The 24,773-nt window shown below is 44.7% G+C and carries 24 protein-coding genes; 7 read left to right on the top strand and 17 right to left on the bottom strand.

All coding sequences use genetic code 11. From position 1 onward, the window contains the following. Nucleotides 1-354: 354 nt before the first annotated feature. From QUB04_RS16035 to rsmH, 3 genes are all read right to left on the bottom strand, one after another. Nucleotides 355-2,028, bottom strand: a complete 1,674-nt coding sequence (locus QUB04_RS16035; protein ID WP_333285759.1) for a SpoIIE family protein phosphatase — start codon at nt 2,026-2,028, stop codon at nt 355-357. Nucleotides 2,029-2,652: 624 nt separating this feature from the next. Further along, nucleotides 2,653-3,744, bottom strand: a complete 1,092-nt coding sequence (locus tag QUB04_RS16040) for an RNA-guided endonuclease TnpB family protein (protein ID WP_333285761.1) — start codon at nt 3,742-3,744, stop codon at nt 2,653-2,655. A 111-nt stretch (nt 3,745-3,855) separates the two neighbouring features. Beyond that, complete coding sequence (gene rsmH, locus QUB04_RS16045) at nt 3,856-4,758, bottom strand: 16S rRNA (cytosine(1402)-N(4))-methyltransferase RsmH (protein ID WP_333285762.1); 903 nt, start codon at nt 4,756-4,758, stop codon at nt 3,856-3,858. A gap of 57 nt (nt 4,759-4,815) precedes the next feature. Between rsmH and QUB04_RS16050 the strand changes: the two genes are divergently transcribed. From QUB04_RS16050 to QUB04_RS16065, 4 genes are read left to right on the top strand one after another with little or no spacing between them, the layout of a single operon-like run. After that, nucleotides 4,816-6,000 (top strand): NAD(P)H-quinone oxidoreductase subunit H, encoded by a 1,185-nt coding sequence (locus tag QUB04_RS16050; RefSeq protein WP_333285764.1) that lies wholly within the window; start codon nt 4,816-4,818, stop codon nt 5,998-6,000. A 40-nt stretch (nt 6,001-6,040) separates the two neighbouring features. Continuing rightward, nucleotides 6,041-6,319 (top strand): type II toxin-antitoxin system HicB family antitoxin, encoded by a 279-nt coding sequence (locus tag QUB04_RS16055; protein WP_333145323.1) that lies wholly within the window; start codon nt 6,041-6,043, stop codon nt 6,317-6,319. After that, a complete protein-coding gene (locus QUB04_RS16060; RefSeq protein ID WP_333145324.1) occupies nt 6,319-6,546 on the top strand; it encodes a type II toxin-antitoxin system HicA family toxin in 228 nt (75 codons plus the stop codon). Before QUB04_RS16055 ends, QUB04_RS16060 begins: the two co-directional genes overlap by 1 nt. A 35-nt stretch (nt 6,547-6,581) precedes the next feature. Continuing rightward, the gene (locus tag QUB04_RS16065) at nt 6,582-7,817 is read left to right on the top strand and encodes a class I SAM-dependent methyltransferase (protein ID WP_333285765.1); all 1,236 of its coding nucleotides are present in this window, start codon (nt 6,582-6,584) and stop codon (nt 7,815-7,817) included. A gap of 21 nt (nt 7,818-7,838) precedes the next feature. Here the strand turns inward: QUB04_RS16065 and QUB04_RS16070 are convergent, their stop codons facing one another. The 7 genes from QUB04_RS16070 to QUB04_RS16100 form a co-directional block, all read right to left on the bottom strand. Further along, nucleotides 7,839-8,414: a hypothetical protein gene (locus QUB04_RS16070; RefSeq protein WP_333285767.1), complete on the bottom strand. Its 576-nt coding sequence runs from the start codon at nt 8,412-8,414 to the stop codon at nt 7,839-7,841. A 2-nt stretch (nt 8,415-8,416) separates the two neighbouring features. After that, nucleotides 8,417-9,640 carry an AAA family ATPase gene (locus tag QUB04_RS16075; protein WP_333285769.1) on the bottom strand — a complete coding sequence of 408 codons (1,224 nt, stop codon included), beginning with the start codon at nt 9,638-9,640 and terminating at the stop codon, nt 8,417-8,419. A 73-nt stretch (nt 9,641-9,713) separates the two neighbouring features. Then, nucleotides 9,714-10,838 carry a DNA cytosine methyltransferase gene (locus QUB04_RS16080; RefSeq protein WP_333285771.1) on the bottom strand — a complete coding sequence of 375 codons (1,125 nt, stop codon included), beginning with the start codon at nt 10,836-10,838 and terminating at the stop codon, nt 9,714-9,716. A gap of 96 nt (nt 10,839-10,934) precedes the next feature. Further along, nucleotides 10,935-11,684 (bottom strand): Uma2 family endonuclease, encoded by a 750-nt coding sequence (locus tag QUB04_RS16085; RefSeq protein ID WP_333285772.1) that lies wholly within the window; start codon nt 11,682-11,684, stop codon nt 10,935-10,937. A 272-nt stretch (nt 11,685-11,956) separates the two neighbouring features. Further along, on the bottom strand, nt 11,957-13,234 hold the full coding sequence (gene hisS / locus QUB04_RS16090) for a histidine--tRNA ligase (RefSeq protein WP_333285774.1): 1,278 nt from the start codon (nt 13,232-13,234) through the stop codon (nt 11,957-11,959). 123 nt (nt 13,235-13,357) lie between these two features. Beyond that, nucleotides 13,358-13,639 carry a hypothetical protein gene (locus QUB04_RS16095; protein ID WP_190742066.1) on the bottom strand — a complete coding sequence of 94 codons (282 nt, stop codon included), beginning with the start codon at nt 13,637-13,639 and terminating at the stop codon, nt 13,358-13,360. 34 nt (nt 13,640-13,673) lie between these two features. Beyond that, nucleotides 13,674-13,949: a photosynthetic electron transport-dependent transcriptional regulator PedR gene (locus QUB04_RS16100; protein WP_006633901.1), complete on the bottom strand. Its 276-nt coding sequence runs from the start codon at nt 13,947-13,949 to the stop codon at nt 13,674-13,676. A gap of 53 nt (nt 13,950-14,002) precedes the next feature. On the opposite strand from QUB04_RS16100, the gene QUB04_RS16105 reads away from it, so the two are divergent. Both QUB04_RS16105 and QUB04_RS16110 read left to right on the top strand, forming a co-directional pair. Then, the gene (locus QUB04_RS16105; RefSeq protein WP_333285776.1) at nt 14,003-14,224 is read left to right on the top strand and encodes a hypothetical protein; all 222 of its coding nucleotides are present in this window, start codon (nt 14,003-14,005) and stop codon (nt 14,222-14,224) included. Between the two features lie 166 nt (nt 14,225-14,390). Continuing rightward, nucleotides 14,391-15,368 (top strand): carbohydrate kinase, encoded by a 978-nt coding sequence (locus QUB04_RS16110; protein ID WP_333285777.1) that lies wholly within the window; start codon nt 14,391-14,393, stop codon nt 15,366-15,368. 262 nt (nt 15,369-15,630) lie between these two features. Here the strand turns inward: QUB04_RS16110 and QUB04_RS16115 are convergent, their stop codons facing one another. From QUB04_RS16115 to QUB04_RS16145, 7 genes are all read right to left on the bottom strand, one after another. Continuing rightward, on the bottom strand, nt 15,631-16,119 hold the full coding sequence (locus tag QUB04_RS16115) for a gluconokinase (protein ID WP_333285779.1): 489 nt from the start codon (nt 16,117-16,119) through the stop codon (nt 15,631-15,633). Nucleotides 16,120-16,258: 139 nt separating this feature from the next. Further along, a complete protein-coding gene (gene aqpZ, locus QUB04_RS16120; RefSeq protein WP_333285781.1) occupies nt 16,259-16,957 on the bottom strand; it encodes an aquaporin Z in 699 nt (232 codons plus the stop codon). A 335-nt stretch (nt 16,958-17,292) separates the two neighbouring features. Next, a complete protein-coding gene (locus QUB04_RS16125) occupies nt 17,293-18,054 on the bottom strand; it encodes a DNA-binding protein (protein ID WP_333285783.1) in 762 nt (253 codons plus the stop codon). Between the two features lie 42 nt (nt 18,055-18,096). Beyond that, nucleotides 18,097-18,885 (bottom strand): hypothetical protein, encoded by a 789-nt coding sequence (locus QUB04_RS16130; protein ID WP_333285785.1) that lies wholly within the window; start codon nt 18,883-18,885, stop codon nt 18,097-18,099. Between the two features lie 282 nt (nt 18,886-19,167). Continuing rightward, a complete protein-coding gene (locus tag QUB04_RS16135) occupies nt 19,168-20,490 on the bottom strand; it encodes a 3-isopropylmalate dehydratase large subunit (RefSeq protein ID WP_333285787.1) in 1,323 nt (440 codons plus the stop codon). Nucleotides 20,491-21,108: 618 nt separating this feature from the next. Further along, nucleotides 21,109-21,840: a DNA/RNA nuclease SfsA gene (gene sfsA, locus QUB04_RS16140; RefSeq protein ID WP_333285788.1), complete on the bottom strand. Its 732-nt coding sequence runs from the start codon at nt 21,838-21,840 to the stop codon at nt 21,109-21,111. Nucleotides 21,841-21,914: 74 nt separating this feature from the next. Beyond that, entirely contained in the window at nt 21,915-23,084 is a 1,170-nt protein-coding gene (locus tag QUB04_RS16145; RefSeq protein ID WP_333285790.1) for a DUF3095 domain-containing protein, read from the bottom strand. 67 nt (nt 23,085-23,151) lie between these two features. Here QUB04_RS16145 and murJ point away from each other — a divergent pair, with 67 nt between their 5' ends. Beyond that, the gene (gene murJ, locus QUB04_RS16150) at nt 23,152-24,765 is read left to right on the top strand and encodes a murein biosynthesis integral membrane protein MurJ (protein WP_333285791.1); all 1,614 of its coding nucleotides are present in this window, start codon (nt 23,152-23,154) and stop codon (nt 24,763-24,765) included. Nucleotides 24,766-24,773 lie beyond the last annotated feature (8 nt).

The following is a 24,773-nucleotide window of genomic DNA, read 5'->3' on the forward strand; positions in this document are numbered from 1 at the left end:
GTAGAAGGCAGAAGTTAAGAGTATAGTTGAAAACTTTTGTTATGGGCCTAAAGCCCCTTAACAATTGATAATTATACCGAGACTGCAAGCAGCGAGGTATAAAAAATCTGTGTTTCAATCCTTAGCTTTTAAGCGTTGGTTTTTTCTGACGAATGCCTTCTACCTTAACCCTTTACAGGTATTTAATCCCCCAGGAAAGCGATTCAGGAAACTAGCTGCGCCATCGCCGGCTAGGTTTTTGACTGTTGACGATAACCCCGTCCTTTGCAGGACTACTCTATGGGCCGTCAACAAGGAGGGCTTAAGTTTTTTCGGCTCTCACCCCCGACTATGCGTCGGGAGTCGCTGACAGATTCAAAGAACCTCCAGAGAGAGTATGGTTTGGTCGTCTTCCTGAACGGGATTATCGGCTCGGATGTGAGCCAACAAATTGTCCAAGTTGAAAGAACCAGGTTCCTGAATCAAGAGTTGCCAAAGCCCTTCTTGTTGTAGCATAGAACGGGTTGGTACACCCCCTGCGACCGCTTGACTTGTCACGCTAGCTTCAGTAATCCCGTCACTCGTCAGCAGAAATACATCTCCTGACTTTAATTCGATCGCACCTGCTTTGCCTCTCCAAACTGGTAGTATCCCCAAGGGAATGCCACGAGCTTTCAGGAAATTCGGCTCGGCTGGCGTTTTACCGCTAGCAGCTTGAGCTTTCACCTCCGAGTGAGACCAAACAATCGGGTAAATGTGACCGGCATTAGCAAAGGCGAGGTGTCCCGTGGACGGAGTGTAACGAGCTACAACCATTGTAATAAAATGGTTGTTGCCGATCAGGTCGTCAGACATACTGCTATTCATGTTCTGCATAACTTGATCGGGCTCTGGAGAAACTTCTTGGGAAAGTTCCCGCCGCATCACCGAAATCGCGCTCGCCATAAATAGAGCAGCCGGAACTCCCTTACCCGAAACATCTCCCACCGCTATCCAAATATCCCCTTGGGAGTGGACGTAGACTTCAAAAAAGTCGCCACCAACTTCCCGCGCGGGATAGCAGCAAGCTTGCACTCTGACAGTTTCAAACTCCGGCCAACTTTGGCGCAACAAGTTGGTTTGGATTTGGCGAGCCACTTCCAACTCGTTTTGCATCTGCTTGGCTAAATCCAGAGTGCGCTGGTATAGCTTAGCTTGAGACAGTGCCAGAGCAGCTTGAGCTGCTACACCTTCTATTAACTCTATATCTTCTGCCGACCAAGGGTTAGTGCCGCCAATCTGGCACAAAGCCAGTACCGCCAGCAATTCTTGCTGGTAAGTCAGGGGCACGGCAATCTCAACCGAGTTACCATTCCCCCCACTGTTTGAGTTCACTTGAGTTTGGCGGGTGGCTACAGCTTGAACCAGCAAATTTTCATCAAAAGAAAAGCTACTGGCATCGTCGGTTTGGGCTTGGTAGGGGAAGGTACTCGGTAATAGTCGATCGGTCTCTACCGGCCGCAGCATACAATAGTTGGCCTCAAAAGTTTGACCTACGGTTTGAACAATAGTTTGTACCATACTAGAGTAATCTAGCGACCCGCGAATCACGCTCATTACCTCATTGAACAGAGATTCCTTGCGTAAAGCGCGGCGCAATGCAACGCTGCGCTGCTTGTAGTATTTGTAAGTTTCTGAGGCTTGATTGATCACCAATTTGAGTTCTTCTGGATTCCACGGTTTGGTGATGTATTTGAAAACTTGACCTGAGTTGATGGCCTCAACCAAATCTTCAACATCGGTGTATCCCGTTAGCAGAATCCGAATCGTATCGGGAAATCGCTCGACTGTTTTCCCCAAAAACTCGGTGCCATTCATTTCTGGCATCCGCTGGTCAGATATAATCACCGCCATCTCGCCCTGTTCGTCTAGAACTTCCAGGGCGCTGAGGGCGCTATCTGCTTTGTAAACCTGAAAGTCGCGTCGAAACGTCCGGTACAATAAATCCAAGTTGTCGGGTTCGTCATCGACTACCATCAGTTTCAGCTTGCTTCCATCTCCCCGACTCATCTTTCTTCCCCCTTGAAAACCCCCACCATAGCTGTAATCAGCAAGGTAGCGGGAGGAAAAGGGGGGCTGGATATATGCAACATATCAGTTACGTCAAGTTGAGTTAAAGAAACCCGTTTTACCTCAAGGTGAGCATTCCTTTCGCACCATCTGTTCGCACAGATGAGAGGCTTTCGATACTGTAACCCGCCTCGGTAGGCCGCTTCAATAGGGAAAATTCCCGAGTCAGCTTTCACGCTGTGATACGAGCAATGACCTTGTTAGCAGTCGGTACTTTTCTAAACACACCAGCATTCAAAACGGCTAATTAATGCTCTGATTGCAGAGTTCTGAACTAGCTGGGCACTGTCCTCGGTGTGAATTTTAACACTTACTACTAACGCAGGTATTGCTACCTAAGTCTGGTCAACACCGGCTGTATTTCAAGCCCCACTGTACCCGGAGGGTTAGTGGTGGGTTGTTGGCGCTCTTCCCTACATCGCCGAATCGTACTTGATTGCTGCATCCAAGTCTGCTTCGTGAAACTTATCTAAACTTGTCTAAACTCATTTTTAGACACAATTCGAGTTCACTTCCTACGCTGTTGGGTAGACGGCTAATCCCAAGATAAGTAGGCTATTCCCCTCAAGCCGAGGGTTCCCAATTTAAAATATTCAAACTTGCGTTAAAATCCCGATCCAAAGATATGCCACAAGTAGGACAGTCAAAAGTCCGAACGCTTAGTGGCCTATCTTTTTTTGTGCCACAATTTGAGCATGTTTTCGTACTAGGGAACCACTGGTCTACTAGCACTAAACTAGCTCCATACATTTGGCATTTGTAGTCGAGCTGACGTTTGAATTCGTAAAATCCCAGGTCAGATATTGCTCCAGCTAACTTATGATTCGCCATCATTCCTTGAACATTCAAGTTCTCAATCTTAATTAGCTTGAAAGTTTTAGCTAGGTAAGTTGTTAACTTGTGAAGGAAGTCTAAGCGAATACGAGCGACTCGTGCATGGAGCTGACTAATTTTGTTGTAGGTTTTGCGCTGATTTCGAGAGCCTTTTACCTGTTTAGATGCTTGGCGCTGTAAAGTAGCAAGCTTGGTTTTCGCTTGCTTTAGCGGCTTTGGTGCATCAAAACTCTGTTGGGTTGATAGCGTGGCCGCATACTTGATGCCGACATCAATTCCCACAGAACCTTCAGACTGCCCACCGGGCAGGCGCTCTGCATCAACACAAAAGGAAACAAACCAGCGATTCCCTTCTTTTGAAACCGTAAAAGTTTGAGAAATAAAACCACATTCTAACGGCTCAAAAAGTCGAAAAGTTCCCAACGTAGGAATCTTGATAGTGCTACCAGCGACTAACAAAACTTTACCGTTAGATGAATCAACCGTAAAAGATTGACCGTCTCGGCGGCTGGCGAACTTCGGATGACCTGCTTTCCCCGAACGATATCGACTAAAAGCATCTTTTAAGTCAATCAAAGCGTTTTGATAAACTCGGCTAGACAACTGGTTCATCCAAGCAAATTCAGACGTTTTCTTGACGTGATTGGTGAGAACCTTCTTGACTTCGTTGAGTACCTTCGAGTCGGTAAATTTCCCCTCACTGTACATTTGAGTTCGCAGGCTCAACCCAAAATTGAAAACTACGCGCCGGAATCCTGCGTGTTTTGCCATCAACGTCGCTTCCTTGTTATTTAATTTTAGCGCCCGCTTGACAGCAAACATGAAACTTCCTCTCGGTGATTAACTGTGAATAAGTTTAGCAAAGTATTTGGCACTTAAGTTTTGCTCCCTAATCTCTGAACTTTTTGCAGCAAGCATATTACTACTGCCGAATCAAGCTAATCTTTCTGCCAGTCTGAGCTTAGCAGAACGAGAGCGGGGATTTCTAGCGACTTCTTCGGATTGTGGCACGATCGGCTTTTTTGTCAGTACCTGCAAACTGGGTGTTCCTCTGAGTTGGTGCTTGACAGGTCGGTCTTCCAGGCTGTGAAAGGTAATGATACCGATTCTCCCACCGGGTTTTAACCACCGTGGGGCAAGGTTTAGGAAAGTTTCTAAAGAAGCGAGTTCGGAGTTGACGGCTATCCTTAAAGCTTGGAAAGTGCGGGTGGCCGGATGGATTCTGCCGTTGCGCTGCTTGGGGGGGAAGCTGGAGGCGATCGCCCCTGCAAGTTCTGTTGTAGTTTGAAAAGGACGGCTTTGCACAATCCGCCTCGCGATGCGCCGCGACAGTCGCTCCTCGCCGTACTTGTAAATAATATCTGCTAGTTTAACTTCTTCCCAGTGGTTGATAATCTCTTCTGCCGTCAAAGATTGCTGCTGGTTCATACGCATATCTAGTTGAGCTGGGTGGCGAAAACTAAATCCCCGTTCCGGTGTATCGAACTGAGCAGAGCTGACGCCCAAGTCTGCTATGATACCATCAAATTCGGCCTCTGGGGACTGATATTCAGCAAAGTTGCCGTGCCAAAACTCAACGGGCGAGTTGGCAAATCGGGCTTGGCAAAAACGGATGGCTTGTTCGTCGCGGTCGATCGCCACCACTGTAACATCTGGCGCCGCCGCTAAAATCAAACTCGTGTGTCCGCCGCCCCCAAGCGTCGCGTCCAAATAGTGCCCGCCTGGACGCACAGCCAAACCCGCAATTAATTCTTGACCCAAAACTGGAACGTGATAGGTGTCAATACTGACATCCGATCCAAGGGTCTCCTTCTCAGAGAGCTCGATATCCTTCATAATCATAAAAGCCAAACAAAAATCAACAATAGCTAGTAATCATTAATTCATTTAATTATGTCAAGAATTGAGACTAGAACCGAACCGATGGTGCTCAACATGGGGCCGCACCACCCATCCATGCACGGGGTACTCCGGTTAATCGTCACCCTAGACGGGGAAGATGTGGTGGACTGCGAGCCTGTTTTGGGCTATCTGCACCGGGGGATGGAAAAAATTGCCGAAAATCGCACCAACGTGATGTACGTGCCCTACGTGAGCCGCTGGGACTACGCTGCGGGGATGTTTAACGAAGCGGTGACAGTAAATGCGCCGGAAAAGTTGGCAAATATTGCTGTCCCCAAACGGGCTAGTTATATTCGGGTAATCATGCTGGAGTTGAACCGGATTGCTAACCACTTGATGTGGGTAGGGCCGTTTTTGGCGGACGTGGGCGCGCAAACTCCTTTTTTCTATACTATGCGCGATCGCGAACCAATTCTCGACTTGTGGGAAGCAGCGACCGGTTATCGCATGGTGAATAATAACTATTTCCGCATCGGCGGAGTCGCCGCCGATTTGCCCTACGGTTGGGTAGATAAGTGCCAAGATTTCTGCGATTATTTCGTTCCCAAAATTGACGAATACGAACGTTTAATTACCAACAATCCAATCTTCCGCCGCCGGATTGAAGGGCTGGGTACTATTTCTCGCAACGAAGCGATTAACTGGGGACTTTCCGGGCCCATGTTGCGCGGTTCCGGCGTAAATTGGGATTTGCGGAAAGTTGACCATTACGAATGTTATGACGACTTCGACTGGGAAGTTTGTACCGAAGCTGCAGGCGATTGTTTAGCCCGGTATTTAGTACGGATTCGGGAGATGCGCGAGTCTGTTAAGATTCTCTATCAAGCCTTGAAAGGACTCCCCGGCGGCCCTTACGAGAATTTGGAAGCCAAGCGCTTAGAAAGCGGGCCAAAATCTGAATGGAATGGTTTTGACTATCAGTTTATTGGCAAAAAAGTTGCCCCGACTTTTAAGATTCCCAAGGGCGAACATTATGTCCGCGTTGAAAGCGGCAAAGGTGAGTTGGGGATTTATATTATCGGGGATGATACTGTGTTTCCTTGGCGCTGGAAAATTCGGGCTGCGGATTTTAATAATTTGCAGATTTTGCCTCACATTGTGCGCGGCGTGAAGATTGCCGATTTGGTGGCAATTTTGGGGAGTATCGACATTATTATGGGCTCGGTTGACAGGTAGATCCGCTGTTAGCAGTAAGGGCTTTAGTTATTAAACGAGTATGACTAAAGCCCTGACTGTTAATAATGATAGAGTAACATTTAAAGAACAAAGAGGTTGCAGAATGAATGTCAGCAAGCAAGAGTTCTACGTCATTATTGAACGAGATGAAGATGGCTATTATGTCGGGGAAGTCCCACAGCTAAAAGCCTGTTATAGCCAAGGTGAGACTATTGATGAGTTGATTGCGAATATTAAAGAAGTTATTGCACTTTGTTTAGAAGAAGAGGGTAATGAAAAATTACCTGAATTTGTAGGTATTCAAAGGGTGATGATTTAATGCCAAAACTACCAGCTTTAATAGGAAATACAGTTATTAGCGCCTTAGAAAATGCAGGCTTTCAGACGATTAGACAAAAGGGCAGTCATGTGCGAATGATCCATGCAGATGGACGGGTAGTAACGATTCCTGTCCATGCTGGCAAAACCATAGGTAGAGGTTTACTCCGCAAGATACTGCGGGATGCAGAACTCACAAGGGAAGAGTTTATAGCACTACTCGAATGATTTTGTTCAGCTTGATTAAGTGCCTCATAAAAATTATGACATCCCAGCAACCAGATATCAATGACAGCAACCCGGATCTCTGCGCTTTAATCGGCGAAAGAATTGCCGCCACTCCCCAGCAGCGTATTACTTTTGCTGAATATATGGATTGGGCATTATATCATCCGCAGCACGGATATTACAATAGCGATCGCCCGTCGATCGGCAAACAAGGCGATTTTATCACGTCGTCTCATTGGGGTGCTGATTTTGCTGAGGTTTTGGCGGATCAGTTTGTAGAAATGTGGGAATTTCTCGTTAGCGGAGCCCTCGAAGAGGATCGCCCTTTCAATTTCGCGATCGTAGAAATGGGCGCTGGGCGGGGAAATTTTGCCGAAAATGTGCTGCAATATCTGCAACGGCAACATCCCGATTTCTTTCATATTTTAGAATACATTATTATTGAAGTTTCCCCTGGACTCCAAGCGGAACAGCGGCAAACTTTAGCCGATATTAAGTGTGTTAAGTGGTGTAATTGGGATGAGATAGTTAATAATTCAATAGTCGGTTGTTTTTTTTCTAACGAGTTAGTGGATGCTTTGCCAGTGCATCAATTCATTCTGGAAGAAGGGCAAGTTAGGGAGATTTATGTTGCCGCAGAAACCCCAAAAAATGAACAAGAAGAGATAAAATTTGTTGAAGTAGTTGGCGAAGTTTCCACCCCTAAAATTGCCGAATATTTGGATTTGGTGGGCATCGATTTGTCGGCGAGTGTTTATGGAGATGGATATCGCAGTGAGGTAAATTTGGCTGCTTTGGACTGGATGAGTACAGTTGCTCAAAAGTTGCAGCGGGGATATTTGTTAACTATTGATTACGGTTATCCGGCGCACCGCTATTACAATCCGAGGCGCAGGGAGGGGACGCTACAGTGTTATTATCGCCACCGATATCACAGCAATCCTTATATTAATGTGGGGCGGCAGGATTTAACGGCTCATGTTAATTTTACGGCGTTGGAAAGGCAGGGGGAATTGTGCGGTTTGGATGTGGTAGGGTTTACTCAGCAGGCTTTGTTTTTGATGGCGTTGGGTTTGGGCGATCGTATTGCTTCTCTATCTACAAATGATGCGGAAGTATTGGATGTGGCAACGTTTTTGCGGCGCAGGGAGGCTTTGCATCAATTGATCGATCCGATGGGTTTGGGGGGTTTTGGGGTGTTGGTACAGTCGAAGGGGTTGAGGGAGGAGGAAAAGGGGAGAATTTTGAAGGGTTTGATGGTGCCTGAGTGATTATTTTAGATTGATTATTAACTAATTAAGCTGTTTTTTTACCGCACGAGCGATTAAAGGCGCTTTCTTTTCTAACCCTTCTAAATTAAGTTCGTTCTCTAGATACATCCGATACCACTCCTGACGTTGTTCTATAACCCATTCACTATTCTGAAGCTGTAACTTTTTGAGGGTAAATTCGGCTCGATCACGCTGGTGGGAAGGAATCGCATCAGTCAAAACCAACTGACAAGAAGGTAGGATAATCTCAAACCAATTATCTTCTACTTCAAACGGATCGAGAATTTGTCTATCGTAAGTTCCTTTGCAGCTATTTACCCGTTGCAAAGCATAGCGATAGTTTTTCCAGTCATAAATCAAATGCCGATTTTCTGCTTTACTTTTACTCAAATAATGATCTACAGTACCCATCCGACTCGGTATGTACATAACTGAATAGCCACAAAGATGTTGGAACTCTTTAGCTAATTGAGGTTTGAAGGTAGACCAAAAATCTTTTGGTTCTTTACCAGGATTTTTAACTAACCAATTATTGCCTGCTTTTCGCACCTGTTGCTCAAAATCCGGTGGTTCCGGTGGCGGAGTAAATCGCATCATCTTTACTCTACCTCGGTGCTCACAATCCATCGCGGCCAGAAGCGATCGTGTTCTGGTAAAACTCGCAGGAGTTCCTGATGAATTTGCTCTTTAGTTCTCAGGTATTCAGGAAAAGTCTCTATGCTTTCTCCTCGCATGAAGGTATACGCAGCCTCAATGGCTATTTCTGCTTCGCGGGAACGAGCCTGTTTTAACCCAAAAATATCTGAAGTTAGCCAGCCAACAGCATCGCCATGTTTTGTCCAAGGAACTTCATTAAGAGTTACATCTTTACCTTGTAACTCAAACAAAAATAACTTATCTTGCTCCTCATCAAATTCAGGCTCGATTGAGGCAAGTAGCAGCGGAGAATGAGTTGTAGCTATTAGCTGAAGTTTCATTTCATTTTCGAGGTTTGTTGCTACTTCTAAGATAGCTGGCAAGATTGATCGTTGCCACTGTGGATGTAAATGAGCTTCAACTTCATCGATTAAAAGAATTATCTTATCCAGAGGTTCTTGTTGCCGCAACTTAGAAGCCATTGTGTGTTCATACCAAGTCCATACTAACAAATAAGCTAATCCTAAAATTCGCTTGATGCCCGCTGATGCGTATATAATCGGAACATTGCCATAGGGAAAATTTAAGGTAGGAATCTCACGCACATCCTCAACAGAAACCCTGATTGGTTCTCCCGGTTCCATCCATTCATCAGCATCGGGAGAAAGTTGTTTAATGACGCGAGATAATAGTTGGAATTGAGATCGGTCTGGTTGACGTTGCCAGTTCACCCAATCATGAATTAGACCATTACAGATAAATTTTCCTTCGGAATTAATCAATCCATTCCAAAGACTATCATAATTGAAGTGATAAGCTGCTAAGCGATTACGGGCAGGATCTAAGACTGAAAATCCATCAACACGGACGTAAATAATTAACCCTTTGAAACTAGAATACTTGCCACTGTCTAACCACTTTTGTTCGGAGAAACTAAACAGACTTCGATATTTATCGGATTTTTTTTGATTGCTTAAACGAGAAGTGATTTCCGGGGAATTGCCCTGTCCCTGCTGTGGCCAAGCTGGACTATCCGCCCATTTTCCAGTTAGTACCCACCAAGCAACATCAAGCAAAAAAGTTTTCCCCAAACCATTGTCGCCAGTAAATAAATTAATGCGATCGGCAAATTCTACATCGAACTGGGGGGCGGTTCCGACTTGTTTTAGATGAAGTTCTTTCAGCATTTTGAATATTCACTCTATCAGCTACATAATTAGCTCAATATTTAGAAATATTGTACTATAAACTACTTGCTGATTATAAAATATTTTCACTTGGTTCTAATTCAGCCCATTTTAATCGTTCTTGAATTGACATCCCCTGCAACTTTTTACTCATTTCATATAAATCCACTTTCGGATAATCCCCCTTAAATAGCGGAGTTAAAGACTCAACAACAGCAGCGATTCCCTGCGGTGGCACTGCATTTCCAATCTGCCGCCGCACTTCAGTCGTAGAACCTTCAAAAACAAAATCATCGGGGAATGTTTGCAATCTTGCTCTTTCACGATTTGTCAAAGAACGCGGTTCTAAATAATGATAACCCCAAGTTCCGCCACCTCCACCAGCAATGATTGTCGAAGATGGTTTATCTGGATGAATTCGCCGATAAACGTGACTGATCATGCCTTTGACATAGTATGGACTATCCTTGGGAATATCAGAGAAATTGCCTCCCGGTTTAATTCGATTTAAAATTTCAACGGTGCGGGCTTGAATTTTATGATGTTGGTTATTGTCAAGAACTGCTTCCACATTTTTGAGTGCTTCGCCCGCAGTTCGATAAGGATTTTTGCGATTTTGACCGTATTCTGGCTGAGGATGCACAAAGTTAAATCCTGTATCCATCCGAATGCCAACTAATAACACTCTTTGCCGAAATTGCGGAACTCCGTAATCCGCAAAGTTGTATAGTTTAGGTTTAACTAAGTAGCCGGGAGCGATACTTTCAAAGTCAGAAATTATTTGTTTTATTGCTTGATAATTATTTGCACTTAATAAGCCTTTGACATTTTCTGCTACAAAAGCTTGGGGCTTTTTTTTATTGACAAAATCGAGAAAGTATGTATATAAATTGCCTCTGGTTCCTTCAAGTCCGGGGCGCTTCCAAATCAGGGAGAAATCTTGACAGGGGAATCCTCCTATACATATTTCAGCTTCTGGAACTTGTGCAATGTCTATATTTTCTATGCTGTCGTTGATGATGACATCAGCAATGTTTCTGCTGAATGTTTTGCAGGCGTATTGATTGGAGTCGATCGCCCAAACTACCTCAAATCCGGCTTGGTGGAAGGGCAAATCCATGCCGCCGCAACCAGAAAATAAGGATATGAGTCGCGGTTTTTTTGTCCAGGCGATCGGCTGGAGACGTTCGATTAACATAGGAGTGCAAAGTTAGCCAAGGGCGGGCTGGATGCCCCCACCACAAGAGTGTCATCATACCAAAACACGATCGAACTCGGCTCATCAATTGATATTTCACTCTTCATCATCTAACTCGATCCCGGCTTGACGCAATTTTTCGGCCAATTTTTCCGCGCGGAGTCGTTCTTGTTCTACTCGTTCTTCCGACCACAGCAACAACTCGCCTTCAGGATTCCACCATCTCAACCAACAGCCTGTCCTTCCTTCGTGGGTTCCTTCCCAAATACCTAAAAATAAGTCCAATCCGGGTATCCAATAACGTCCGTTTTCATCAGGTTTTTGCAAGTTGTAGTGCTCTGATTCTAAAGCGTAAACTTCTAACTGAGCTGTTTTCGCTCGGAATATGACGTATCGGGGGACTTTGATTACTTGCTCGTAAAAATACCACTTTCCCACCCGCGAGGTAAATTCAACGGAGTATTCTTCTCCATAGGTTTCTGAAAGAAATTCCATCACGATTTGAGGGATGGTTCCTTCTGTGTGTGGCGTGTAACTACGGCGTACTTGCGATACATTTTTTGGATTGACGGGTTTCACGTACATCCAATCTGGTGCTTGGCAGATAATACGCTGTTCGTCGCTGCTTGAACCTGGGAAACTTATGCCGGCACACAAGGCAAAGTTGCAAACAATTAAGGCATCCTGCATTAATTCAGGAAATCCTGTTAACGGCTGGCGCAAAGCGGCGGCTAATAATGGTTGGCTTTCGTCTTCTACGGGGTCGTCTGGTAGCTGGAAATCTTCTGGTAGTAGCGGCCAGGTGATTGTGAGTTTTGTTTCATAATTTTTTGTTGCTACAGACATAGTTTATTAGAGGTTAAATGTTTTAATGTTTAAATTATATCTCTTGGTTTTTGGGATTAATGTTAATGGCTTAATGACGAGGCAGAGCCTCTGGATCTGCGTTACCAAGCAGAGCCAATTAGTAACGACTTAAGCCGACAGTCCGCCAGGGGTTGAAACCCCTGGCTCATAGCTAAAGTCCTCTGAAGAGGACTGAGAAGAAGACTGTTAAAATAATTAGTCCTCTTCAGAGGACTTTAGCTTTGAGGCAGGGAATTCATTCCCTGCCGGACTTAATATGCAGCTATAATCTTCTGCTGTAGCTCGTTTGTCATTGCTAGTAGTTCCGATTGGGCGATCGCACTTTGTTCACCACTCGCCAACCACTTCAACTGTACCGTCTCGTTTTCAGCTTCCGCATCTCCCAAAACTAAACACGCAACCGCACCGCTTCTGTCGGCTCTTTTAAACTGTTTCCCGAAAGCACTGCCACTCAAATCTATCTCTACACTAAACCCCGCACTCCGCAATTTTTGAGCTAACAATACCGATTGCTGTTCTGCTTTTGCGCCCCTGGATACCAAATAAAAATCTAACTTCGGCGCGGGCAAAGGTTGCAACTTTTGCAGCAGGATAATCAACCTTTCGATACCCATTGCCCAACCGACTGCCGCCGTATCTGGGCCACCCAATTCCTTTACTAAACCGTCGTAGCGGCCGCCCCCGCAAACTGTGGCTTGCGCTCCCAAATCGTCGGAGATAATTTCAAATGCGGTGTAGGTATAGTAATCTAAACCGCGCACTAATCTGGGATTTAACTGATAGCTAATTCCTAAATTTGTGAGCATAAGCTGCACTTGCTCGAAGTGAGCTCGCGATTCCTCTCCCAAATATTCTAAAATGCTAGGCGCACCAGCTACAATTTCTTGAGCCCGCTGATTTTTGCTGTCCAATATCCGCAGCGGATTGCGAGTCAATCGGTCTTGAGAATCGGCGTCTAATTCGTCTTTGTGCGGTGTAAAATAATCTATTAATGCTTGCCGATAATTTTGTCTGTCTTGCTTATTTCCGACGGAATTAATATCGAGGCGCAAATTTTTTAAACCGAGAGTTTGCAGGATATCACAGGCGATCGCAATTACTTCGACATCCGCACGAGGATTCGCACTCCCCAAGACTTCCACGCCAATTTGATTAAACTGCCGCTGTCTTCCTTCTTGCGCGCGTTCGTAGCGAAACATCGGCCCCGCATACCACAGACGCTGCACGTCTCCCGCCGCGTACAAACTGTTTTGAATAAAAGCTCGCACTACTCCGGCGGTGCCTTCTGGACGCAAAGTAGTCGATCGATCGCCCTTATCCTTAAAAGTGTACATTTCTTTGCCTACAACATCGGTAGCTTCGCCGATGCCGCGTTCAAATAAAGATGTCTGTTCAAAAATTGGCGTCCGAATTTCCCGATAAGCCGCTTTTTTTAAAATGGTTCTAGCGACTTCTTCTATATTTTGCCAATATTGAATTTCAGCGGGCAAAATATCCCGCGTTCCCGGTAAAGTTTTAATTGCACTCATTTTGTTAGTCAGTTGTCAGTTGTCAGTTGTCAGTTGGCAGTTGTCATTAGTAATTAGTCATTAATTATTAGTTAACAGTCAACAGTCAACAGTCAACAGTTAACAGCTAACAATTCCCAATAACTAATGACTTAATAATTCCCACGCTCCATAACGATCGCCATAATAAGCCAAAATGCGATCGACCCGCTCGCGACCAGCCAAATCGAACCCTTCAGGATACTGTATCCACAAACCCCCAATTTGGCTGTCGCTGTAATCAAACCGCTGCGACTGCTGCGGGATTAAACCGGTTTGCACCCCTTCAACTTGACGCAAATGGGTCGCCACTTCCCGATACACCGCCAGCGGCAATCCAGGGGATTGAATGTGATAGCGGAGTTGTTTTTCTTGTGCCGTTTGCATCATTTCTTTGTCTGTTCCCAACCAGAAACCCTACTTAAGATACTTCTTTATCGATCGGTCGCGGTAGAGGACAGCAGTTAATATTGTCCAAACATACCTTTCCCCACTGCAACGCCCAGCGTACAAGGGTAACTCGATTGTCAGCGCGCGTCTTGTTCAAGATATTGCTAATGTGGTTGTCAACTGTACGCTTGCTAATCTCTAACTTTTCGGCAATTTTCTCATTAGTCAATCCCGCCGCTACTAACTCTACCACTTGCAATTCTCTGTCCGACAGGGTGACAGGGGTCCCAGAGACAATCCCACTCATAAATTTTTCCTATGTCTGCATATTTACCTATCTACAATTCTAGAGGATGAGGGATGAAGTATGAAGAGAAAATTAAATTTGCTGTGCTACTCTTTCGGGGCCGAAGCACCAACTCGTTTGCAGAATCGCCAGGGGTGCAAAGCCAGCGCCGACACAAAGACGCACAGCCACTTGCACCGGTTGTGCGTCGGGTGGCGGATGCTGCCTTTACCTACGCCTATCTGACATCCGGGCCCTACCTGCAGATGTTTGCGCGTAAAACAACTAACTTATAAGCCCGCACTATATTTCAGCGAGGGAGTAACTGCCAATATCAGTACGTCTGATATTATAGGAGCAGCCATAAAAAAATAGCTTGCAATTTTTCTGGGATGGGTTAAAAATCATTATTGACCTGTCTACTGCTGGTCTAAAATCTCAAATCTCAAATCTCAAATTTCTATGACTTATCCTCGCGTTCTGTGTCTGGGTGAAGTTTTATTTGATTGTTTAGCAGACAAACCAGGAGTATCTCTCGAAGAGGTAGAATCTTGGACGGCATATCCCGGCGGTGCTCCTGCTAATGTTGCCTGTGCTTTGGTTAAATTGGGGACGGCGGCGGGATTTATCGGTGCTGTAGGTGGGGATGAATTGGGAAATTCCCTAGTGCAAGTATTGCAAGAAGTAGGGGTTGATATTGCTGGAGTGCAGCGACATCCAAATGCGCCGACGCGGCAAGTTTATGTCTTGCGGAATGAAGCGGGCGATCGATCTTTTGCCGGTTTTGGCGAATTTGATACTGCGGATTTTGCAGACACCCGCCTCCTCGCTGCACAACTACCCGAAGTGCTGTTTGAAAATGCCGAATATTTAGTGCTAGGCACTTTAGAATTAGCTTACCCTGAAAGTCGAGAGGCGATCGTCCGAGCGATCGAACTAGCAGAACAGTACGACGTTAAAATTATACTTGACATCAATTGGCGTCCCGTGTTTTGGCCAAATCCAGACGAAGCCAAAGCGCCCATTAGAAAAATATTAAAAAAAGTTGATTTTGTCAAGCTATCCGAGGAAGAAGCCGAATGGTTGTTTGACACTACCGACGCTGGAGCTATTACCTACCGCCTCGATTCCGTAGAAGGCGTTTTGGTGACTGCGGGCGAGAAAGGTTGCGCCTATTGTATCTCGGAAAATGAAGGAAAAATCCCCGCCTTTAAAGTAGATGTTGAGGATACAACAGGTGCCGGCGACGGTTTTCTGGCTGGTTTTGTCAGCCAATTGTGCAAGGTGGGAATTAAGAGTTTAGCCACTCCCGAAATAACAAAAAAAGTTGTAACTTATGCGAATGCGGTAGGTTCGATGACAGCGATGAAACCGGGTGCAATTGCGGCTCAACCAACCGCCGCTGAAGTAGAAGCTTTCTTGTATTTGTACAAAAATTAGCACGCCAAACCTCTCCCCCGAAAACGGGGAGGGAGCTAAATTTGATCCAGAAACCCGGTTGCTAGGAAAAAAATAACTGTTATATATATAGCGGTTCTCAAGCGTTGTGAGGTATGGGGGCGACTCCTATACCCTATGCCCTATGCCCTATGCCCTATGCCCTATGCCCTATGCCCTATGCCCTATGCCCTATGCCCTATGCCCTATGCCCATGAGTACCTCATATGAGAACTCGAAAGGCTATAGGTTTTATTTGGGGCAATTAACCGCACATCAGATGATTTTTAATTTGGCGCACAATTAACTCTAGTGGCTGCGAAGCATCTATGATAATTGCATCTTCGGGTTCTTCGAGACTGTCTAACTGACTTAACAGCAAGTCTGCTTTCATGTAGTGGTTTTCGCGATTTTTTAACCTTGCGGCTAATAGCTGAAAAGAACATTTTAGATAAACTATCTTCATGCGCTTTTGGTCTCGGTAGAGCAGTTCGCGGTAAGATGTTTTTAAAGCAGAACAAGCCAAAACCACATTTTTATTTTCTAACAGCCACCTGTCTATTGTACCTTGCAATTGTAACAGCCAAGGAAGGCGATCCGCATCTTCTAAAGGAATGCCCCGACTCATTTTATCGATATTAGCTGATGGGTGAAAATCGTCAGCATCGCTGAAATCCCAGTTGAGAGATTGCGCCAGCAACTTGCCAACAGTAGTTTTGCCGGAACCGGAGACTCCCATCACGATCGTAATCATGGCACCTATTTACCGAATACTTGCAATATACTTGCAATTTTATCAAGTTGTGCGATCGACAAACCGGGTTTCTTAAGTTGCCGGATGAATTCTACCACCCTAAAAAATTCAATAAACCCGGTTTATTTATGATTTTCGCTCAAATTTCTTCCAGAGTGGGTTTAATGAAATTATAAGCCAAAACGCCGATAATTCCACCCATCACAGGGAATACAATAAACGCCCATAACTGTTGGATTGCCCATCCGCCTTGAAAAAGTGCGACACCGATACTTCTAGCTGGGTTAACTGAAGTATTGGTTATGGGAATTCCGACTAAGTGAATCAACACCAGCATCAAGCCGATCGGAATTCCGCCCAAACCGACGGGATATTTGGGATGGGTAGTACCCATGATTGTAAATAACAGAAAAGCAGTCAGTACAACTTCCGTCAAAGCTGCTGCCAAAAGTCCGTAACCCGTGGGAGAATGTTCTGCAAAACCATTAGACGCAAATCCCGAAGCCGCCGCATCAAAACCAGGTTTTCCTGATGCTATCAAGTACAAAACAAGACCGCCTAAAATTCCCCCTACAATCTGACCTCCTATATAATAAGGAAGCAAAACAGCATCGATCAGTTTCGCAACTACTAAACCGATACTTACCGCCGGATTAATGTGGCATCCAGAGATAGGGCCGATGGTATAAACCATGATTAAGAGGGATAGACCAAAGGCGATCGACACTCCCAAAAAGCCGATTTTGTCTCCAGCTAAAACCGCACTGCCACATCCACCTAATACCAACACAAAAGTACCAAAAGCTTCAGCAACCCCAATCTTTATTTTTTTGTTCATACTCACAATTCTCGGAAGTTTCTGATCTGTCTATTTCACACCCCTACGAGTTCTAATTCTAAAAATTAGAACTCGAATTTGTTTCACTAAGCGCCACAATACTAATGGAAATCATTAGCAACGTGTAGCTCTAACTTTCATAAATTCTCTGGGCTTAAACTGAGACTGCGGAATTGGGAATCGATAAATTAGCTCAAACATACTCTATTATGGAAAAAATGTCAAGAGTGAGCCAATTATTTGTATAAATTGTGCAATCTTCTGTATTCAATTCACAATAATTAACTTGACTTTTTTCCTAATTGTGCGATCGTAATTTTACTTATTGTTGCTGATTATCCGATCGCACTTGCAGCTAAAACATCACTGCTAACCGGCTGGTACATCTGACTGGAGAAGAGGCGAAAGCCTTGCTGGCAATCGGCAGTCATCTTGCACAGCAAGCGGAATTGTAGCGGCGTTGGGGGTTGATTGACGCGATCAACTTCTACGCGAACCAATTCTGGATGCTGCGAAATAATTTCAAAAATATCATCCACCAGATAGCGCTGACAATAGCCGACAATCCAGTGATCTTTAGTACACAGAAGCAGACGAGAAGGGCGCGGATTTTTAAATTCGTGGGCTAAATACAAAAGTTCGCCCACTTGAAGCCGATGAATCCGTTCAATTGCCGACTTTGAAAGGTATCGCAGTCCATCTGCAAAAAAATGGATACAGTAACGTCCATTTTCATCCGGTTCAGGACAAGGGAACACTTCAAATTTATCAGTTACCCGTTTGCCTCCGCTGCGCGCCAATAAAGCAATTGGGTCATGTTCGTGTTCAGGGATATTCAACCACTGTACAAATTCAGGGTAGTCAGGGCGCGATCGCGCCATCACTCGATTAGAAAACAACGCAAACAGTTTCTGTGAAGTGTAAACATTATTGAAATCCGGGAAAGATGGCAAAGGTTGAAACCCGCACTTAAGTTTAGCTTCTAGAACACCATTTGTATAATTGAACTGGTATTCTTTACCGTTAAATGTCAATCGACCAATCGGAAACCAAGAACCGCTGTCCGGGCTTTGCCAAGCCAAAAATAGTGTTTTCAAAGTAAATCTCCTGTCAATTCAAGTAGGGTGTGCACCTTATGTTTACTTTGAACTAAGAATATTTTTTTGCAATTTTTGCCGAGTTTTACCGTCGATTATCTCTTTGCCAACATTGGGTTTGCTGACATTAACTCGGACAAAATCGATATCATCTTTTTCGGTAAATTTGCGATCGCCATCGGAGTCTTTTCTAATTGTAACAAAAATCCCGCCGCTCTTTTTATCAAATACCCAACTCATTAACTGGGTATCGGGCGGAGTGATTGCCTGAAGCGATTTGCCTGCCAAGTTAGATAAATATCCAATAATTGCGTCCGCCCTGTCAAGTTTGCCATCAGCATTTGTGTCGCTATCTATGATATGAAACAACAGCAATTGATTCTGAGGCTTGCTGGATACTTTTTTTGAGGGATTTTGCTTCGGTTGATTTGTTTGTTCATTTTGATGGCTGGGATTTTCTATATCTTTTTTACCTGGCAAATATTCAAATTTAGATATTAACGCTTTTCTATTTAATAGAATATTAGATTCTCCGTTAGTTTTGTTATAAAAAATCATATTATAACCAATCATACGACTGCCCCTTGAAAAACTTAATTTTGATGAGATAGGATTGTGTCCATTTTTTTTTTCATCGCTAGATAGGATAACTGGAATCATAATATATTCTGATTCAGGGTCAACGATTAAATCGTCGTAAGCAACCTGTGGCTGTAGCTTTTCTGCTTTTTTCTGTGCTTGAGTTACTATCTTGGTTGAACTGCATGATAGGGTAATAGCAATTAGGGCCAATGTGGTGACCACCTTACGATAAATATTATGATTTATCATGAGTTTTTAGATTTGAGATAAGTAGGTAGGTGCAATAAACTTTGGTATGCAACAGAATGTAAAGCTATCATAAGCGCAAGCGAATTGCGACGTTTAACGAACAATGACATACTTATGTATTTTACCGCTCATCTGCTTAGATAGTTATTGTTATTTTATTCTAACTAGCCGATCGCTGTCACGTTCAGCGCTCGGTAAATCCATCTAAAAAAACAGAATACCCAGATCCTCGACTTCTTTAAGAAGTGGAGGATCTAAGATTCTAAACATCGCTAACAACTTCTAACACAGGAATTCGCGCGGATCTGTGACATACCCAGTCAGCGCAGAAGCGGCCGCCGTATAAGGCGAAGCTAGATAAACTTGCGCTTCTTTATTCCCCATGCGGCCGGGGAAATTGCGGTTAGTTGTAGATACACAAATTTCTGGTTCGTTCATCCGCCCAAAAGTATCTTTCGGGCCGCCCAAACAAGCGGCGCAAGAAGGCGCTGCGGGTTCGATGCAGCCAGCAGCTAAGAAGATTTCCGAAAGCGTTTGACCATCGTATTTTGTGACAAACAAATCTTCGTAAACTTTCTGAGTTGCTGGTACTAAATAAGTCGGAACTTTGACTTGATTTCCTTTCAGAATGCGGGCGGCATTCAGAAAGTCGGAGGTTTTGCCGCCGGTGCAGGAACCGATGTAAACTCGATCGATCTTGACATCGCGACAGTTGCGCGCTAAGTCGCGGTTGTCGGGAGAGTGCGGTTTGGCGACGACTGGTTCTAATTGGGTGACATCGTAGGTGCGATCGCTATAAAATTTAGCATCCCCATCGCTGTAAAATGAATCGAAGGCTTTATCAGTCCGCGAAGTAACGTAATCAAACGTAGTTTTGTCCGGCGCAACCGTGCCGTTTTTACCGCCAGCTTCAATCACCATATTGCACAGCGTCATCCGTTCTTCCATCGTCAAACGCTCAACTGTATCGCCCGCAAATTCCATTGTCCGGTAGTTAGCACCGGCAACGCTAATATCACCAATAATCTGCAAAATTAGGTCTTTTGCTAACAAATAATCCGGCAGTTCGCCGTTGAGTACAAAGCGCATGGTTGCGGGAACTTTGATTAACAGTTTGCCGGTTCCCATGATAAAAGCCGCGTCTGTATTGCCGATACCAGTGGCAAATTGTCCGAAAGCGCCGGCATTGCAGGTGTGGGAATCTGTGCCGAAGAGCACTTCCCCTGGTCTGGTGTGGCCTTCTTGTGCTAGCGCGATGTGGCAAACTCCTTTGTAGTCGGGATTTGCTTTGAAGTCCGATCGATCCGTGATGTCGTAAAAGTATTTTATCCCTTGTTCGGCGGCAAAATCGCGGAGAATATCGACGTTGCGGTTAGCGCGTTCGTCGTTCGTGAAAATGTAGTGGTCAGGAATGAGGACGATTTTGTCAGGGTTCCAGACTTTAGCATTCTCACCGAATTCGCGTTTGAAAACGCCGATGGTGCCGGGCCCGCAGACATCGTGGGTCATCAACACGTCTGTTTCTACCCAAATATTTTCTCCGGGCTCGACTTTAGTGCGGCCTGATGCTTTGGCTAATATTTTTTCGGTCAGAGTCATTCCCATAGTGCGATCGCTCTTTTTTATTAGATGCTACATAGTGTATTGTACGAAATATCGCCTGATGTTGAGAGGAAATTTATTGTCAGGAACTCAGGGCTAAAGCCACTGAGCTTGTAAGAAATTACAAGCTATTCTGACCAGCCTAAGTCTTAACTGACTACGTTCTTTGAGTCACGACACCGGCGAATGCGAAGCTAGTTTTCCGCTCTGTCCGAAGCAATTAAACAGTCTTAAAGTCACGCTCGACAGTGTTGCAGGTCTAAAAAGCTCTTATAACCTTGGCGAAGCTAACATTACCCGAAAGGGACTCGGAGACAACCATATCTCCATAGAGGGGCAACCATACCCCTCTAACCCCGCAAGGGGATTCAAGGCGATTGAAATCGCCGTGTCGTTTTCCACGAGCGGGCTGAAGCCACGCTCGTTTCCCACTTACCGAGTATTTTTTATGAATATGAGCGTCTTCTCCTCAAAGTGGGAGTACGCCTGATTGTGAAGTTATTGTTCATCCGCCAAAAACTTATTTAGTCAAGCGCGAGCGAACTATTAGTTTTAATGAAAGGTCAAGGAAAGTTTATTGCAGTATTAGTAAACTTATAAAATCCCACTTTTTCACTACGATTAAAGGCTATAAAGATTTAGCTTCGCCAATCCCAAATACCGAACACCTTCCGGTGTCACGTCAAACCGACAAGGCAAAACCTCTACACCTTCACTTATAGCCTGTCTGAACAATTCTCCGTAAAGGCGATCGGCACTATCCCCCGGAGCAAAATCCGTACAATCCCCGCGATTAATAAAATACAGCATTACAGCCCTCGAACCCTGCCGCACCACTTCCATCAATTCTCTCAAATGTTTCTGTCCCCTCTCCGTCACTGTATCGGGAAATAAAGCCAACTCCTCTTTTACCCAAGTTGTATTTTTCACTTCCAGAAAAATCGGTTTTTCCTCACCAGTTAGCCAAAAATCCACTCTACTTTTTTTATCAGTGCCGTAAACAACCTCCGGTTGAATTAAATTGTAATTGCCCAACTCTGGAAACAATTTCAATTCCAAAGCTAATTTAACTACTCGATTTGGCAGCCCAGTATTAACTCCCACCCAAGTTGGCACAGTGTCGCACACTTTAATTAATTCCCAAGTATAAGCTAACTTGCGTTTAGGATTGTCGCTGGGAGATACTAGCACTGGATTGCCGGGAATCAAAACACCTGTCATCGGGCCCGTATTCGGACAGTGCGCGGTGATGATTTCTCCCGAATCTAGTTCTATTTCGGCAAAAAATCGCTTGTAACGTTTGATGAGAATTCCGGGTAAAAGAGGAGGATATTTGTAAATTAAGTCTGTCATTCGATTTTAGGTTTTAGATTTTAGATTTTAGAGTGAGGCATCATAGCATGAAACGACGGTTTGTAGTAAGGACTTTAGTCCTGCATTCTTTGTTTCATATCCTTAGCAGCTAAAGCATAACCTCCATCAGCACCGTCTATAAAATGCACTTGGCGACCGTTGCGTTCAAACACCAGACAAGTCATCAACGCTCTGTCAGAAACGTGCAAACCGTAAACCAGCTTGCCTTCTCGGTAATTCCTTTCCAAGTACCCCGTCAATTTTTTTCGCCGCCACTCATTGCCCGAAATTACCATTCTCAACATATCATCAAATTTGCGGTAATCCGTAGCTGCGATCGCAATATCTTTATAAACTCCCCAATCTAACTCTTCTGTCTTAACCTTCAAATTCATTAGTAGCGAACCAAGCGCCGTCTCTAACTGTATTTTTGATAAATACATCTGGCGGTCTAACCAACTAGCATTGCTCGCCCTAACTAGAGTTTCTTTAATCAGCTTTGTGCTATTAAGTGTCAATTTAAGATTTTTACGATCGATAGGATTTAAACAATTTTCCTTGCCGTAAATGTAGTTAATTTTTTTGATAATTTTTCTATATAATTGATGACTTTGCTGACCAAAATCTTCTCGCACCATTACCAGCAGCGTTACTATTTCCCCATACTTGCTGGGAATATCCTGCCACCGGCATTCCAATCCCGAAAAATCGGCTGTTGCAGAAATGCCCTTATTTTTAATACTGTAAATATTACCAGGCGCCGGATCTTTAATAAGTTCAGTAGCACGAGTTAAGCCGCCGCCACTAAAAACAGCTTGGCTGTAATTTTCTGAAACTTTAAACTTAGCTATTTTAACCGGATAATTAGCTGCCACAACTTGAACCGGGACGGCCCCAACTCGCAAATCCATGTCAAATTGAGTCTTAGCCATTTGTTGAGTGGCCCGCAAAGCAATCTTAGCAGCGGGTAAAAGCGATGGCCCCATTAAAAGAGAAGCGCCGTCGCCACCAAACACAAACGGAATCTCAGTTTTGCCGGCGATATTCAAAACAGCAACGATTGAACAAGCCCCCAATAAGTTAACTTCTTTGTATTTTCCAGCTTCAATCGCTTTTGTAGAACCGCGAATATCTGTGACAACAATGTACCAATCATCAGGTACGTCAACAAAATTACCCAGATCGGTAATCTTGATAAAATTGTCCAGTAAAGGTAATTGGGAATAGAAGTTTTCGGAATTCATGTTATCATTCTCCCGATTCGCGATTAAAATAAGTGAATCCTTTTAGCATTAGCGTTTGTAACCATTTGTGTCCCAATTACAGAAGCCCTCTCGTTCCCTCGCAGGGATTGCCGGCATTGTCGCACTCGCCACTCTAATTAGCAAAGTCTTTGGATTGGTGCGCCAAATTGCGATCGCCGCAGCCTTTGGAGTCGGTGTCGCCGTCGATGCCTACAACTACGCCTACGTCATCCCTGGTTTCTTATTTATTTTGCTCGGAGGGATTAACGGGCCATTTCACAGCGCCATAGTCAGTGTTTTAGCCCGCCGGGATAAAAAAGAAGCAGCACCCTTAGTCGAGACTATCACCACCTTAGTCGGCGGCTTGTTGCTGTTGGTAACAGTCGCTTTAGTTATTTTTGCCGATCCGCTGATCGATTTGGTGGCACCGGGATTAAATAGAACAGCAGAAGGCTTACAAATTAAAGCAATTGCCGTCCAGCAATTTCGGATTATGGCGCCGATGGCATTACTTTCAGGCTTAATCGGCATTGGTTTCGGCACTCTCAACGCTGCCGATATGTACTGGCTGCCTTCGATTAGTCCTTTATTTTCCAGCGTTGCACTTGTCGGCGGTTTGGGGATTCTCGCACTGCAACTCGGAGACAAAATTATTCAGCCAGAATTCGCACTAATGGGCGGCTTAGTGTTAGCTTGGGGAACTTTAGCGGGCGCAGTTTTGCAGTGGTTGGTGCAACTGGTGGCGCAGTGGCGCGCCGGCTTGGGAACATTGCGTTTGCGGTTTAATTTTAAACGGCCGGGAGTGCCAGAAGTAATTAAGGTGATGGTTCCTGCGACCTTATCATCAGGAATGCTACAAATTAATGTTTATACTGACCTATTTTTCGCATCCTACATCCCTCAAGCTGCCTCTGCGATGGGTTACAGCGGCTTGTTAGTTATGACGCCTTTAGGCATTATTTCTAATGTAATTTTAGTGCCATTTCTACCGATATTTTCTCGCCTCACCGATCCGAGAGATTGGCCGGAATTAAAAGCTCGAATTCGTCAATCTTTGATTTTGACGGCCCTTACGATGCTGCCGCTGAGCGCTTTAATGGTAACGCTGGCTGGGCCGATCGTCCGCGTGGTTTACGAGCGCTATGCTTTCGATCGATCGGCGTCGCAGTTTGTCACGCCGATATTGATGGCTTACAGTATTGGAATGTTTGTGTATTTGGGACGCGACGTTTTGGTACGGGTATTTTACGCTTTGGGAGACGGAGAAACCCCTTTTCGCATCAGTATAATCAATATCTTTTTAAACGGTCTTTTGGATTATTTGTTAGTAGGAGCCTTTGGCGCGCCCGGATTAGTTTTGGCGACGGTGGGAGTGAATCTTATTTCGATGATTATGCTTTTGTACTGTTTAAATAAAAAGCTGGGTGGCCTGCCTTGGGGGGAGTGGAGTTTGCCTTTTCTGGGGTTAACTTCGGGCAGTTCTCTAACTGCTTTCGTTACCTTGGCTACTCTGCAAGCGTGTCAAAGAGTTTTGGGTACTGAAGGTTTGGTAATTCAATTAGTGCAGTTGAGTGTGGCAAGTTTTGTAGGGTTAGGGGTTTTTGCCCTGTTTGTCAGTCAGATGAAGTTGCCGGAAGTTGATATGTTTGTCGATCGCATTCGCGGGCGTTTTCGCAAATAAATAAAATT

The organism is Microcoleus sp. D2_18a_B4, from assembly GCF_036702475.1.
GTDB lineage: Bacteria > Cyanobacteriota > Cyanobacteriia > Cyanobacteriales > Microcoleaceae > Microcoleus.